A 14,400-nucleotide genomic window follows, 5' to 3' on the forward strand; every position below is an offset into this window, starting at 1 on the left:
CTCCGGAGAGGCTGCACGACCCCGGTCCGATTGCACGACCATGCGGTGGTTCCCGTTCGGCATCCGTTCTCAGATCGTGCAGGCGGAACAGGTGGAGCCGGCCGAACCGAACCGGGACGTGACCGGGTCAGGTGTCGAAGCTGAGGCTGAGCTTGCGCAGCAGGGCGGCCAGCCGGTCGCGGTCGGCGCGGGAGAGCGCACGCAGCAGATCAGCCTCGGCGTCGACGAGCCGGGTGATCGCGGCGTCCACCCGGACCCGGCCGTCGTCGGTCAGAGTCACGAGCACGCTTCGGCCGTCCGCCGGATCGGCTTCGCGGCGCACGAAGCGGCGGCCGACGAGACGGTCGATGCGGTTGGTCATCGTGCCGCTCGATACGAGGGTCTGCTGGAGGAGCTGCTTGGGCGAGAGCTGGAACGGGGACCCCGCGCGGCGCAGCGCCGACAGAACGTCCCACTCCCACGGCTCCAGGTCGCTGCGGCGGAAGACCTCTCGGCGCGCACGGTCGAGATGGCGGGAGAGGCGATCCATCCGCGACAGCACTTCGAGAGGCGAGAAGTCGAGGTCGGGGCGCTGGGTGTTCCACGCGCCGACGATCCGGTCGACCTCATCCGCCTCACTCATCCGTTCATTATCGCGCGCGAGGGTGCAGCCGCGGACGCCGGGGGCAGGGCCAGGGTGAGGAAGGCGCTGTGCGGGTCGGGGAGGTAGGAGCCGAACGGGAGGCCCTCGCGGAAACCGGCAGCGGCGTACATCGCCCGGGCGGGAGCGAAGAAGGCGTCCCTCCCGGTCTCCAGCGAGACTCGCCGGATGCCGCGCGCGGCCGCATCGTCGAGGAGGTGGCGCAGCATCGCTCGTCCGAACCCGCGGCCGCGGAAAGCCGGGTCGGTGCGCATCGACTTCAGCTCCTCATGCTCGCCCTCGACGGCCGCCAGAGCCCCGGTCGCGGCGATCCGGCCCTCGAGCACTCCCGTGAAGAACCGGACGCGCGGTGCGAGCAGCCGATCGAGCGGGAGGGCGTGCTGGCTCTCCGGCGGAGCGGTCCCGTCCATCTCCGCGTGGTGCGCGCCGATGAAGGCTGCGATCTCGGGGGTGGCGACGGTGACGCGCTCGATCACGATGCTCATCGCGCCAGCATCGCAGAGCTGTGTTTCACGCGGATGACGGGCGACGCGACGTGCGCCCCACGCACAGGAAGACGGGCGAGGACGTGGCAGACTTATCGGGCGGTGCCCCCGGGCTCCGCGGTCCGCCGTGGTGTAATGGCAGCACGACAGCCTTTGGAGCTGTGAGGTCTAGGTTCGAGTCCTGGCGGCGGAGCATGACTGGGAACAACCTCGCCGTCGTCGTCCTCGCTGCAGGTCAGGGCACGCGCATGAAGTCCCGCCTGCCCAAGGTGCTGCACCGGATCGGCGGGCGTCCGCTGGTCGGACACGTGCTGACGACGGCGACCCGCCTGCACCCCTCGCATATCGAGGTGGTGGTGCGGCACGAGCGCGATCAGGTCGTCGCAGCGCTGCAGGAGGACTACCCGACCGCGGTCTTCGTGGATCAGGACGACGTGCCCGGCACCGGGCGTGCGGTCCAGGTGGCCATCGACGCGCTGCCGGCCGACTTCGACGGCGATGTCCTCGTGCTGTCCGGTGACTGCCCGTTGGCGGATGCGGACACGCTCTCGGCCTTCCTCGCCGAGCACCGCGCCTCCGGGGCGCCGGCCACGCTGATGACCGCTGTGGTGGACGACCCGACGGGCTACGGCCGCGTCATCCGCGATGCGGACGGCGACGTCGACCGCATCGTCGAGCAGAAGGATGCGACCGAGGAAGAAGCAGCCGTCAGCGAGATCAACGCCGGCATGTACGCCTTCCGCGCCGCCACGCTGCGCAGCTACCTGCCGCGGATCGGCGTGGACAACGCGCAGGGCGAGATGTACCTCACGGACGTACCCGGCCTGGTGCGCCGTGACGGCGACCGGGTCGCGGCCTCGGTCGTCGCGGACGTCGAGGTCACGTTCGGCGTCAACGACCGGGCTCAGCTGGCCGAGGTCGGCCGCCGCCTGAACGCCCGCATCGTGCGCCGGTGGCAGCTCGAAGGGGTCACGATCGTCGACCCCGTGACCACGTGGATCGACGACGACGCGACGCTCGCTCCGGACGTCACCGTGCTCCCGAACACCCAGATCCTGCGCGCCACGACGATCGCCGCCGGTGCGACGATCGGCCCGGACACCACGCTCGTCGACTGCGAGGTGGGTGAGGATGCCGTCGTGCGCCGCACCGACGCGACCCTGGCCGTGATCGGTGCCGAGGCGACCGTCGGCCCGTTCTCCTACCTCCGCGCGGGCACCGTGCTGGGTCCGAAGGGCAAGATCGGCGCCTACGTCGAGACGAAGAACGCGGAGATCGGCGAGGGCAGCAAGGTCCCGCACCTCTCCTACGTCGGCGATGCGACGATCGGCCGCGGGGTGAACCTCGGCGCGAGCACGATCACGGCCAACTACGACGACGTGAACAAGCACCGGACGGAGATCGGCGACGAGGTGCACACCGGCTCGCACACGGTGCTCGTCGCGCCCGTTAGGCTTGGTGCTGGTGCGAAGACCGGCGCCGGTGCGGTCGTCCGCAAGGACGTCCCGGCCGGTGCCCTGGCCATGAGCGTCGCCCCCCAGCGCAACGTCGAGGGGTGGGTCGAGAAGAACAGAGCAGGGACGGGCGCGGCGGATGCCGCGGCCCGGGAGAATTCGGCGGAATAGGCGGAGCATGGCCCGGAAGAAGAAGACGGTCGACCTGGATCGCGACAATGGCGTGGCCCCGGGCCTCGTCGCCAAGACGAAGAAGCGTCTGGTCATCGCGGGCGGTCGATCGCATCCCGAGCTGACGGCGGCCGTCGCCGCCTCGCTCGGCACCGAGATCGCTCCGGTCGAGCACCGCACTTTCGCCTCCGGTGAGATCTACGCGCGATTCGAGGTCTCGATCCGCGGCTGCGACCTCTTCCTCGTCCAGACGTTCGGCGAGCCGGTCAACGAGTGGCTCATGGAGACGCTCATCATGATCGACGCCGCCAAGCGCGCCTCGGCCAAGCGCATCACCGTCGTCGCGCCGTACTATCCGTATTCGCGTCAGGACAAGAAGGGCCGTGGCCGCGAGCCCATCAGCGCCCGCCTCGTCGCCGACCTGCTGAAGACCGCCGGCGCCGACCGCGTCATGAGCGTCGACCTGCACGCCGCCCAGATCCAGGGCTTCTTCGACGGCCCCGTCGACCACCTCTTCGCCAAGCCGGTGCTCCTCGACCACTTCGAGCGCACCCTCACCACGGAAGACCGTGAGATCCTCACGGTCGTCTCCCCGGACATGGGTCGCGTCCGCGTGGCCGACACCTGGTCGGACAGCCTCGGCGCGCCGCTCGCGATCATCCACAAGCGCCGCGACCCGAAGGTCGCCAACCAGGTCTCCGTGCACGAGATCGTCGGTACCGTCGAGGGACGCACCTGCCTCCTCGTCGACGACATGATCGACACCGGAGGCACGATCGTGAAGGCCGCGCAGGCGCTGAAGGCGAACGGCGCGCGCCGCGTGATCGTCGCGGCGACCCACGCGATCTTCAGCGACCCGGCCTCGGAGCGCCTGCAGGATGCGGCGATCGACGAGGTCGTCGTCACGGACACCATCCCGCTGTCGGCATCGCGTCGCTGGGAGAACCTCACGGTGCTGCCGATCGCGCCGCTGCTGGCTCGAGCGATCCACGAGGTCTTCGAGGACGGCTCCGTCACGAGCATGTTCGGCGGGGACGCGTAACGCATCGGGTCGGCACAGCCCGCGCATAGCCGGGCTGCCTACGGTCGAGACATCGACGGAAGAGTCGACCGACGACGACCACGGAGGACCCCATGATCCGCACGACCGTTCCGACCTCTGTCCGCACCGGCTCCGCCCTCCTCGGGGTCGCCGGACTCTTCGTGCTCGCCGGATGCTCGTCGACCGGCGATGCCGCCGACACCTCGAACGGCGCCGACGAGACCTCCGGGTCGAGCTCGTCCTCGTCCGGCGCCGATTCGTCCGGCACGTACACCGACGGCACCTACACCGCCGATGGCTCGTACCAGACGCCGGAGACGGTGGAGGAGATCACCGTCACGCTCACGCTCGCGGACGGCGTCGTGACGGAGGTCGAGGTGACCGGCGACCCGCAGGCCCCGGAGACCGAGCGGTACCAGGGCGAGTTCATCGACGGCATCTCGGACGAGGTGGTCGGCAAGCCGATCGACGAGCTGAACGTCAGCCGCGTGGCGGGCTCCTCCCTGACGAGCGGCGGCTTCAACGATGCGGTCGAATCCATCAAGGAGCAGGCCGCCGCCTAGGCGCAGGGCGTCCTCATGGCGGAGTGGCGGTTCGAGGCGATCGGCACCGGGTGGGAGATCGAGACCGGTGTCCCGCTTGCCGCTGATGTCCGTGCGGGCGTGACGGCGGAGATCGAGCTGTTCGATCGCACCTGGTCCCGGTTCCGCGACGACTCCGACGTGGCTCGGCTCGGGCGGTCGGGCGGACCGCTGTCCTCGCCGGACGCGGGGCCGATGCTCGACGCCTATCGGGAACTCGACGCTGCCACGGCCGGCGCGGTGAACCCCCTCGTCGCCGACAGTCTGGACGCCCTGGGCTACGACCCCGCGTACTCGCTGCGGGCCGGGGAGCCCCGCCCCGCTCCCGCGTCCTGGGCGTCGTGGCTCACCTGGTCGGAGCACACGGTCGAGGCGCACGAGCCCGCACTCCTCGACGTGGGCGCCCTCGGCAAGGGGCGCCTCGTCGACCGCGTGATGGCGGTGCTGGCCGACGTCCCCGGGGACGTGGTCGTCGACGCGGGCGGGGACATCCGCGTGCGCGGCGCCAGCCAGCGCATCGCGCTCGAGCACCCGTTCGATGCGCGGAAGGCGATCGGCGTCGTCGAGGTGAGCGACGGCGCGCTGTGCGCTTCGGCGGTGAACCGCCGCGCCTGGGGCGAGGGGCTCCATCACGTGCTCGACGCCCGCACCGGACACCCCGTCCGCACCTGGGCGGCGACCTGGGCGCTCGCCCCGGAAGCCATGACGGCCGATGCCGTGGCGACCGCTCTGTTCTTCGACGGCGGCCCGGAATTGGCCGCTCGCTGGGGCGTCGAGTGGGTGCGCATGACCACCGATGGGCGGGTGCAGCGGTCGCCCGGCTGCCGCGCCGAGCTCTTCACCGCGGCCCCCGCTGGAGCCGCCGGAATCGTGGGAGACAGGACACCGTGACCACCGCCTTCGCCGCCGTCCGCCAGCGCGTCCTCGCCGTGCTCGGTTCGCTGTCGATGTACCGTCTCGTGCTGTTCGCGCTGACGGCACTCGCGGTCATCGCCCTCGTGCTCTCGTTGTTCGGCGTGATCGTCTCACCGACCCCGATCGAGCTGCTGGCGTCCTTCGCGGTGCTCGCGGTGGTGATCTCCGCCGTGGACGCGGTCGCCCAGCGCCTGCTCCGGCTTCCATGGCGTGTGGAGTCCTCGATCGTCACCGCCCTCATCCTGCTGTTCGTGCTGCGTCCGGGTATCGACCCGTCGGCGCTGCTCGGCCTCGCGATCGCCGGCGCGGTGGCGAGCGTGTCCAAGTACCTCATCGCCTGGCGAGGCCGGCACATCTTCAACCCGGCCGCGTTCGGCGCCGCAGTGGTGTCGATCCTCGGAGCGTTCGGCGCGTTCAGCTGGCTCGGCACGTCCTCCTCCTGGTGGGTGGGCACACCGGTTCTCGCGATCCCGGTCGTCCTCCTCGGGCTGGCGGTGCTGTGGCGCACGGAGAAGGTCGGAGTGGTGCTCCTCTTCCTCGTCGTCGCCGTGGCCACCTCGATCGTGCGGCAGGCGGTGCAGGCCGTGCAGTTCGACGTCTCCTTCGACCTTGTGACGGCGCTCTCCTTCGCGGTGCTCCAGTCGCCGTTCCTGTTCCTCGGCGCGTTCATGCTGTCGGAGCCCTTGACGCTCCCGCCGCGTCGTCGACAGCAGCTCGTCGTCGCCGTCGTGGTGGGCGTGCTCGCGGGGTGGCCGATCTCGGTGGCCGGTCTGTTCACGCTGGGGCAGGAGCGCGCTCTGCTCATCGGGAACCTCGTGGCCTTCGCCTTCGCGCTCCGCGGGTCGGTGCGTCTCGTCCTGGAACGCCGGACCTTCGTGACGCCGACCGCCCAGGAGCTCACCTTCCAGGCGAAGGGCCGCGTGCGGTTCCTTCCCGGGCAGTACCTCGAGCTCGACGTGCCGCACCGACGGCCTGACGCGCGGGGGACGCGCCGCGAGTTCAGCATCGTGTCCGCTCCGGCGGATCTTCCGACCCTCCGCATCGCGTACAAGAACGGCGACCAGCAGCACCCGTCGAGCTACAAGCGGGCTCTCGCGGCAGCCGAGCCCGGTGCGACCTTCGCGGTGACCGGAACCTGGGGCGACTTCATCCTCCCGCGCGGCGAGCAGCCGGTGCTCATGGTCGCGGCGGGCATCGGCGTGACCCCGTTCGTGTCGCAGCTCCGGCAGCTCCAGGCGACGGGGGAGCGGCGCGACATCGTCCTCGTCTACGTGGCGTCCTCGGCGGAGGAGCTCGCTTTCCGCGACGAACTCGCCGCGACGGGTGTGCGCACGGTCGTGTTCACCCGCGACGAGCCGGCCGACCTTCTTCCGCACTGGACCTGGGCACAGGGGGCACGACTGGACGCGAAGACTCTGGAGCAGGCGGTGGGCGACCTCTCATCCAGACACGCCTTCATCTCCGGACCGCCACGGCTCATCGCCGAGCTCGCGCCCGCCTTGCAGAAGGCCCGTTCCCTCACCACCGACGCCTTCGCCGGGTACTGACCTGGCCCAGTTCCTCCCCTTCGGGGCCCCGGGTCAGGCGTCGGGGGTCTCGCCCGGAGGAGTCATCGGGATTCGGACCGTGAAGGTCGTGTCGCCGGGCTCGCTGTCGACCGAGATGCGGCCGTGGTGGCCCTCCACGATGGCCTTGACGATCGCGAGACCGAGCCCGGTCCCTCCGGTCTGCCGGGCGCGCGAGCTGTCGCCGCGGGCGAACCGCGCGAAGAGCTCGTCGCGGAGGGCGGGGTCGATCCCCGGACCGTCGTCGTGCACGCGGAGCACGGCGTCGTCGCCCTCCCGGGCCACGCTCAGCGTCACGGTCGTCCCAGCGGGGGTGTGCGTGCGGGCGTTGGCGAGCAGGTTCGCGACGACCTGATGCAGCCGTCCCGCGTCGCCCACGACCGTCACAGGCTCATCCGGCACCTCGATGTTCCAGTGATGATCGACCGCCGTCGGCCGCGCATCCGAGAGGCCCTCCAGGGCGAGCTGGGCGAGGTCGACCGTGCCGTACACGAGTTCGCGTCCCTCGTCGAGACGGGCGAGGAGCAGGAGGTCCTCCACGAGCCGTGTCATGCGCAGCGACTGCGCCTGGATGCGCTCCAAGGAGGAGGTCGTGCCCTCGATGACCGCGTCTTCCTTCGTCGCCTCCGGTGCCTGACGCAGCGCTCGCAACGAAAGCTCCGAGTAGCCGCGGATCGAGGCCAGCGGCGTGCGCAGCTCATGGCTCGCGTCGGCGACGAACCGGCGCATCTGCTCCTCGTTCTTCTGGCGCGCCGCGAGGGACGTGTCCACGTGGTCGAGGAGCTTGTTGAGCGCGGCGCCGACGAGCCCGGTCTCCGTCCGCGGATCGGCCTCGCTCGCCGGTACGCGCTCGGTGATGCTGACCTCGCCGCGGTCGAGCTGCTGATTGGCGACTCTCGTTGCGGTCGCCGCAACCGCCCGCAGCGGCCGCAGCCCCACGCGGATCGTGACCGCCGTCGTCAGGGCGAGGAGGATCAGGCCGCCCGCCGTCGCGAGCAGGATCACGGTGAGGAGCTGCGTGAGCTGATTCTGGATCTCGTCGCGCGGGAGCCCGGTGACGACGACGACGCCGTTGCTCGCGGTGGTCGCGACGACCCGATACGAGCCGAGGCCGTCGAAGGAGACCGTGGCAGGGGTGCCGAGCGCGACCGTGCCGTACAACCTCTGCAACTGCTCGGGGGTGAGCGGCTGCGGCGTGCTGTTCAACGCCCCACGGCTCTCCTGGAACGTGACGCCGCTCGGTCCGGCCACGGGGCTCCCGAGCGAGAGCAGCAGCCCGGGGACGCGGGAGTTGAGGAGGGGGAGGATGTTGTCGACGGTGGCCTCGGAGGGCGCGACTCGCTCCACGATCCCGTCCCGGATCGTCGCGGCGTAGGTCTTCACCTTGTTGTCGAGCTGGTCCTCCAGCGTGCTGCCGAGGGTGGCGCTGGTGATGACGGCGACGATGACGAGGATCAGCGACACGAACCCGATCACCGCGGTCATCAGCCGCGTCTGCAGGCTCATGGGCCGTCGCGCCACCGCCGCTCGGGTCACTGCGGGGCCTTGATCATGTAGCCGACGCCGCGCACGGTGTGCAGGAGGGGCGTGCGCCCGGCGTCGATCTTCTTCCGGAGGTAGGAGATGTAGAGCTCCACGACGGACGACTTGCCGCCGAAGTCGTAGCTCCAGACCCGGTCGAGGATCTGCGCCTTGGACAGCACCCGGCGCTCGTTGCGCATGAGGTAGCGCAGCAGCTCGAACTCGGTCGCGGTCAGCTCGATCTCTACGCCGTCCCGGACGACCTCGTGGCTATCCTCGTTGAGCGTGAGATCGGCGACCCGGAGGATCGACTGCCCGTCGTCGGCGCTGGCGTGTCCGGTGCGCCGGATGATCGCTCGGAGTCGGGCGATCACCTCTTCGAGGCTGAACGGCTTGGTCACGTAGTCGTCGCCCCCGGCGGTGAGCCCGGCCACGCGGTCGCCCACGGCGTCCTTCGCCGTGAGGAAGAGGACGGGGACGAGGTTGCCGGCTTCGCGGAGACGCTTGAGCACGGCCATCCCGTCGAGATCGGGCATCATGATGTCGAGCACGAGGGCGTCGGGCTCGAACTCCTTCGCGACCTGGATCGCCTCGAGGCCGGAGGACGCGGTGCGCACCTCCCACCCCTCCATGCGCAGGGCCATGGCGAGCAGATCGGTGAGCATCTGCTCGTCGTCCACGGCGAGGATGCGCAGAGGGGAGCCGTCGGGGCGGCGCAGTTCGGGCAGGTCGCTGGTCATGCCTCTATTTTGCGGAACTTCCTATGTGATTTCTATGGAGCGGGCTATGGGTTCTCTGAGAGATGTCCGCCTCATAGAACCCTCATCATCCATCCCTCGAATCCGCATAACGGTCGTCCCTAGCGTCGGTTCCGCGCCGCGATCGTCGCGGCGGGAGGAGAGATATGTACGGACGATATCTGCGGCGCGAACTCGCGGGCCGCAAGAAGCAGACGGCGATCGTGGCCATCGGGCTCGCGATCGCGATCGGACTGGTGATCGTGGTGAACGCCCTGACGGCCGGTGTGCGCGACGCCCAGGCGCAGTCGCTCGCGGCGGTGTACGGAGTCGGGACGGATCTCACCGTCACGGGTGCCGCCGCGGAACCGGGCGAGGGGACGGGGCCGCGGTTCGAGTTCGACGAGGACGCGGGGGAGAGCGACGGTGAGACCACGACCCTGGAGCAGTCGGCCCTGCGGACGGACTTCGGCCGGGCGACGCTCGAGGCCTCGGTGCTGGACACGGTGGCCGGCACTGACGGCGTCGCGGCCGCGACCGGTGCGCTGAGCCTGACGAACTCGACCTTCTCCGGTGAGCTGCCGAGCGGTGGCTTCGGCGGGCAGGACGGCGCGGAGAACGGGGAGGCGCCCGCGGTGGGTCAGGCTCCTCCGCAGGGTGGCGGAGGCGGCGGAGGCGGTGCGTTCGGCATCGACTCGTTCACCGTCCTGGGCATCGACCCGTCCGCGTCGGAGGTCGGCCCGCTGGCCTCCGCCGAGATCGGGGAGGGGCGCGGGCTGGACGCCGACGACAGCGGAGAGCTTGTCGCGCTGGTGGACAGCACGTACGCCGCGACCGAGGACATCGCCGTCGGCGACACCCTGGACGTCGCGGGCTCCGACGTCGAGGTCGTCGGCCTCCTCACCTCGGCCTCGGATGCCGCAGACACCGCGGCGGACGTCTATCTCCCACTCGACACCGCGCAGGAGCTGGCCGGGGTGGAGGACGTGATCTCCACCGTGTACGTGCAGGCGGATTCGGCGTCGTCCATCGACGAGGTGCAGACGGCCCTGGCGGAGGAGCTTCCCGACGCCACCGTCTCCTCGCAGTCCGAGCTCGCGGCGACCGTGTCCGGCTCGCTCTCGAACGCGACAGCGCTCGTCACGAACCTCGGCACCTGGCTGTCGATCATCGTCCTCGCCGTCGCCGTGCTGCTCTCGGTGCTCCTCACCCTCTCCGGCGTCGGCCGCCGCACCCGCGAGTTCGGCACGCTCAAGGCGATGGGGTGGTCGAACGGTCGCGTCGTGCGCCAGGTCGCCGGGGAGTCGATGGTGCAGGGCCTCCTCGGAGGAGCGGCAGGTCTCGTGCTCGGCCTCGCCGGGATCCTGATCATCACCGTCGTGCAGCCGACCGTGGCTGCCGGTTCCACGGCCGTCGGCGGAGGCCCGGAGGGAGGAGGCGGCTTCGGCGGCCCCGGCGGCATGGCCCCGGGCGCGGAGACCGCCGACATCGTGCTGCAGGCACCGCTGACCCCCTGGGTGCTCGTCGCCGCCGTGGGCCTCGCGGTGCTGGGCGGGCTCGTCGCCGGCGCCTTCGGAGGTTGGCGGGCCGCGCGGCTGAGCCCCGCCGAGGCCCTGCGGTCCGTCGCATGAGCGACGTCGCGAACCACACAGGAGAGAAGGAGACCGAGATGACCACGATGACGGATTCCGAGGCCCGTGTTCCGGCCCCGTCGGCGGCGCCCCCGCTGTACCGGGCGACGGGCGTCACCCGCACCTATACGCGGAGGGGACGGACGGTGACGGCGCTCACCGGCGTCGACCTGGAGATCATGCCCGGCGCCTTCGTCACGATCCAGGGGCCGACCGGAGGGGGCAAGTCGACGCTGCTGCAGCTGCTGGGGGCGCTCGACACCCCGACCTCCGGGACGCTGCAGCTGGACGGCCGTGAACTGTCGTCGGCGTCGCCGTCGGAGCTGGGGCGGATCCGCGCGCAGGAGATCGGCTTCGTCTTCCAGGGGTTCAACCTGATCCCGACGCTGACGGCGGCGGAGAACGTCGACATGGCCCTGGAGCCGCTCGGCATCGACCGGGCGGAACGACGGACCCGCGTCGCCGCCGCTCTCGCGCACGTCGGCCTGGAGGACCGCGGAGACCATCGCCCCGCGGAGTTGTCCGGCGGACAGCAGCAGCGTGTCGCGATCGCGCGGGCGATCGTCAAGCGCCCCCGGGTGCTGCTCGCGGACGAGCCGACGGGCAACCTCGACGAGAGGATGCGCGACGAGATCCTCGACCTCCTCGAGCGGCTGTGCGCGGAGGGCATCACGATGGTCGTCGTCACGCACGACTCCGCGGTGGCGCGACGCGCGACGAAGCGGCTGCGTCTGACGCAGGGGACGGTGAGGGACATCACCCGATAGCCGGCGGCGCGGGGGAGGGGCGGACGGCGAGCGCCCCTCTTCCGCGATGTCCGACCCCGGGTCTACCGTGTGCTCATGGTCGACCACGTCGAATCCGCACAGCCCGCCGTCCACCGTCCCTCCACCGTCTCCGAGGTCGCCGCGCTCGTCCGCGCCGCCGGTCAGGAGGCAGTCCCCCTGACCGTCGTCTCCGGCGGCCACGGGCCCTGGTCCCACGCCCCCGCTCCCGGTCTGCGTCTCGAACTCGGGGAGCTCTCCTCGATCGAGGTCGACGGCACGGCCGTGCGCATCGGCGGCGGTGCCGTCTGGGGCGATGTCGCGAAGGCCCTCGCCGCCCACGGCCTCGCCCTGAGCTCCGGTGACACGGCCGGCGTCGGCGTCGGCGGCCTCACGCTCGGCGGCGGCATCGGCTGGATGGTCCGCGCCTGGGGCCTCGCCGTCGATCAGCTCGTCGGGGCCCAGGTGGTCACCGCGACAGGGGACGTGGTGGAGGCGTCCGCCACGGAGCATCCCGATCTCTTCTGGGCGCTGCGCGGCGGTGGAGGAAACTTCGGCATCGTCACCCGCTTCGACTTCGAGGCGCATCGCCTCCCGGGGATCGCGCTGGCCGAGTCCGTCGTCGAAGGCGACGCAACGGCCGTGCTCCGGGCTGCGCGCGAACTGCTCCGCGATGCCCCGCGCGAACTCACCGTCACGTACATGGACGTGCCGCCGATGGATCCGAGCGCTCCGGCGGGTGCCCGGCTGACCGCCGTGTGGGCGGGACCCGACCCGGAAGCGCTCCGCGTGGAGCTCGCGCCGATCACCGCGCTCGACGGTGTCACCACAGAGATCACCGAGCCCGCCTATCGCGACATCCTGATGGAGATGCCGCAGCCGGAGGGCGGCGAGGCCCCTGCTCCTCCCGGTTTCCTCGGCGGGAACGGTCTCGTCGCCGACCTCGACGACGAGCTCATCGATCGGCTGGTGGCCTATCGGCGGGAGTTCCCCGCCTCGGTCGTCTTCCTCCGGTCGCTCGGTGGGGCGTTCGGCGACGTTCCACAGGAGGAGACGGCCTTTCCCGCGCGCACCGCGACGTGGTTCGTCATGGCCGGCGCCTTCGACGTCCCCGGGCTGCTCGACGAGCAGGGGCGTGAGAAGGCCGCCGCCGATGCGCAGCGGATCGTCACCGGCCGCCTCGCCGAGTACAGCAACTTCGTCGACGCCGAGCGGCCGGAAACCGTCTCCGGCATGTACGACAGCGACGGCTACGAGCGCTTGCGGGCGGTGAAGGCGCAGTGGGATCCGCAGAACGTGTTCCGCCGCAACCACAACATCCTCGTCTGACGCGCGAAGGGCCGGGCACCCTGCGGGTGCCCGGCCCTTCGCGGCGTGAGGTCAGTGCGTGTCTTCGGCCTCGATCTCGGAGCGGTCGCCCGACCACAGCGTGTGGAAGGTGCCCTCCTTGTCGATGCGCTTGTAGGTGTGCGCGCCGAAGAAGTCCCGCTGACCCTGTACCAGAGCCGCAGGCAGGCGGTCAGCGCGGATGCCGTCGTAGTACGACAGCGACGACGAGAACGCCGGCGCCGGAATGCCGGACTGTGCGGCGGTCACGACCACGCGGCGCCAGGCCGCCTGGCCGCGCGTGAGGGCCTCGGCGAAGTACGGCGCGGTCATCAGCACGGGAAGGTCGGGGGTCTCGGCGTAGGCGTCGGCGATCCGGTTCAGGAACTGCGCACGGATGATGCAGCCGCCGCGCCAGATCTTCGAGATCGCGCCGAGGTCGATGTTCCAGCCGTACTCGGCGGCGCCGGCGCGGATCTCGTCGAAGCCCTGCGAGTAGGCGACGATCTTGGAGGCGTAGAGCGCCAGACGGACGTCCTCGACGAAAGCCTCGACCTCGTCGGCGGGAACCGTGAACTCCTCGTCCGGACCGGGAAGCGTCGCGGCGACCGCACGCTGCTCGGGGTGTGAGGAGAGGGAGCGGGCGAAGGTCGCCTCGGCGATGCCCGAGACCGGGACGCCGAGCGAGAGAGCGGTCTGCACGGTCCAGGCGCCGGTACCCTTGGCGCCGGCCTGGTCGAGGATGACATCGACCAGCGGCTTGCCGGTAGACGCATCGACCTGCCGCAGCACCTCGGCGGTGATCTCGATGAGGTACGACTCGAGCTCGCCGCGGTTCCACTCCGCGAAGATCTCGGCGATCTCCGCGGGCGTCTTGCCGGTCCCGCGGCGGATGAGGTCGTAGGCCTCGGCGATGAGCTGCATGTCGGCGTACTCGATGCCGTTGTGCACCATCTTGACGAAGTGGCCGGCGCCGTCGTGGCCGACGTGCGTCACGCAGGGCTCGCCCTCGGCGACCGCCGCGATGGACTTCAGGATGGGCCCGAGCGTGACCCAGGACTCGTCCGAGCCGCCCGGCATGATCGACGGTCCGGTGAGAGCGCCCTCTTCGCCGCCGGAGATGCCGGCGCCGACGAAGTTGATACCGGTCTCGCGGACCGCCTTCTCGCGACGGATGGTGTCGGGGAAGTACGCGTTGCCGCCGTCGACGATGATGTCGCCCGGCTCGAAGACCTCGACGAGGGAGTCGATCACGGCGTCGGTGGGAGCGCCGGCCTTGACCATGATGATCGCGGTGCGCGGCTTCTGCAGCGAGTCGGCGAACTCCTGGTACGTCTTCGCCGGGATGAAACCCGCCTCGGGATGCTCGTCGAGGAGGGTCTGCGTCTTCTCGTAGCTGCGGTTGAAGATCGCCACGGTATTGCCCTCGCGGCTCGCGAGGTTACGGGCGAGGTTCGACCCCATGACGGCGAGTCCGACGACTCCGATGTTCGCTGATGCTTCGGGCACGGAAGGCTCCTCGATCGTGAAGAAGGGTTGTCTTCAGCGTATCGCTGACCGGTGGATCG

The 14,400-nt window shown here is 70.7% G+C and carries 13 protein-coding genes and 1 tRNA gene; 9 read left to right on the forward strand and 5 right to left on the reverse strand.

Annotated features, from left to right (window positions below):
* Positions 1 to 127: 127 nt before the first annotated feature.
* Together CYL12_RS00800 and CYL12_RS00805 are read right to left on the reverse strand one after the other, a co-directional pair.
* Entirely contained in the window at positions 128 to 622 is a 495-nt protein-coding gene (locus tag CYL12_RS00800) for a MarR family winged helix-turn-helix transcriptional regulator (protein ID WP_025105633.1), read from the reverse strand.
* Positions 619 to 1,125 carry a GNAT family N-acetyltransferase gene (locus CYL12_RS00805; protein WP_101844672.1) on the reverse strand — a complete coding sequence of 169 codons (507 nt, stop codon included), beginning with the start codon at positions 1,123 to 1,125 and terminating at the stop codon, positions 619 to 621. The genes CYL12_RS00800 and CYL12_RS00805 overlap by 4 nt, the downstream gene beginning before the upstream one ends.
* 121 nt (positions 1,126 to 1,246) lie before the next feature.
* Here CYL12_RS00805 and CYL12_RS00810 point away from each other — a divergent pair.
* The 6 genes from CYL12_RS00810 to CYL12_RS00835 all read left to right on the forward strand — a co-directional run bounded on the left by CYL12_RS00810 (position 1,247) and on the right by CYL12_RS00835 (position 6,835).
* A tRNA-Gln gene (locus tag CYL12_RS00810) sits at positions 1,247 to 1,318 on the forward strand.
* A 1-nt stretch (position 1,319) separates the two neighbouring features.
* Positions 1,320 to 2,750 (forward strand): bifunctional UDP-N-acetylglucosamine diphosphorylase/glucosamine-1-phosphate N-acetyltransferase GlmU, encoded by a 1,431-nt coding sequence (glmU, locus tag CYL12_RS00815; RefSeq protein WP_101844676.1) that lies wholly within the window; start codon positions 1,320 to 1,322, stop codon positions 2,748 to 2,750.
* Positions 2,751 to 2,757: 7 nt separating this feature from the next.
* A complete protein-coding gene (locus CYL12_RS00820; protein WP_101844678.1) occupies positions 2,758 to 3,792 on the forward strand; it encodes a ribose-phosphate diphosphokinase in 1,035 nt (344 codons plus the stop codon).
* Positions 3,793 to 3,884: 92 nt separating this feature from the next.
* Positions 3,885 to 4,355, forward strand: coding sequence for an FMN-binding protein (locus CYL12_RS00825; RefSeq protein WP_101844680.1), 471 nt, complete (start codon positions 3,885 to 3,887; stop codon positions 4,353 to 4,355).
* Between the two features lie 15 nt (positions 4,356 to 4,370).
* The gene (locus CYL12_RS00830) at positions 4,371 to 5,264 is read left to right on the forward strand and encodes an FAD:protein FMN transferase (RefSeq protein WP_101844682.1); all 894 of its coding nucleotides are present in this window, start codon (positions 4,371 to 4,373) and stop codon (positions 5,262 to 5,264) included.
* Entirely contained in the window at positions 5,261 to 6,835 is a 1,575-nt protein-coding gene (locus tag CYL12_RS00835) for an FAD-dependent oxidoreductase (RefSeq protein WP_101844684.1), read from the forward strand. The genes CYL12_RS00830 and CYL12_RS00835 overlap by 4 nt, the downstream gene beginning before the upstream one ends.
* 33 nt (positions 6,836 to 6,868) lie before the next feature.
* On the opposite strand, the gene CYL12_RS00840 is transcribed toward CYL12_RS00835, so the two are convergent.
* Positions 6,869 to 8,359, reverse strand: a complete 1,491-nt coding sequence (locus tag CYL12_RS00840; protein ID WP_101844685.1) for a sensor histidine kinase — start codon at positions 8,357 to 8,359, stop codon at positions 6,869 to 6,871.
* Positions 8,360 to 8,385: 26 nt separating this feature from the next.
* Positions 8,386 to 9,114: a response regulator transcription factor gene (locus CYL12_RS00845; protein ID WP_025105641.1), complete on the reverse strand. Its 729-nt coding sequence runs from the start codon at positions 9,112 to 9,114 to the stop codon at positions 8,386 to 8,388.
* A 164-nt stretch (positions 9,115 to 9,278) separates the two neighbouring features.
* On the opposite strand from CYL12_RS00845, the gene CYL12_RS00850 reads away from it, so the two are divergent.
* The 3 genes from CYL12_RS00850 (at position 9,279) to CYL12_RS00860 (ending at position 12,835) form a co-directional block, all read left to right on the forward strand.
* A complete protein-coding gene (locus tag CYL12_RS00850; RefSeq protein ID WP_101844687.1) occupies positions 9,279 to 10,742 on the forward strand; it encodes an ABC transporter permease in 1,464 nt (487 codons plus the stop codon).
* A gap of 38 nt (positions 10,743 to 10,780) precedes the next feature.
* Positions 10,781 to 11,509, forward strand: a complete 729-nt coding sequence (locus tag CYL12_RS00855; RefSeq protein WP_233486800.1) for an ABC transporter ATP-binding protein — start codon at positions 10,781 to 10,783, stop codon at positions 11,507 to 11,509.
* 75 nt (positions 11,510 to 11,584) lie between these two features.
* Positions 11,585 to 12,835, forward strand: a complete 1,251-nt coding sequence (locus CYL12_RS00860; RefSeq protein ID WP_101844689.1) for an FAD-binding oxidoreductase — start codon at positions 11,585 to 11,587, stop codon at positions 12,833 to 12,835.
* 51 nt (positions 12,836 to 12,886) lie between these two features.
* Here CYL12_RS00860 and gndA read toward each other — a convergent pair whose 3' ends face one another.
* Entirely contained in the window at positions 12,887 to 14,341 is a 1,455-nt protein-coding gene (gndA, locus tag CYL12_RS00865; RefSeq protein WP_101844691.1) for an NADP-dependent phosphogluconate dehydrogenase, read from the reverse strand.
* Positions 14,342 to 14,400 lie beyond the last annotated feature (59 nt).

Origin of the sequence: Zhihengliuella sp. ISTPL4, assembly GCF_002848265.1 — a bacterium.
GTDB lineage: Bacteria > Actinomycetota > Actinomycetes > Actinomycetales > Microbacteriaceae > Microbacterium.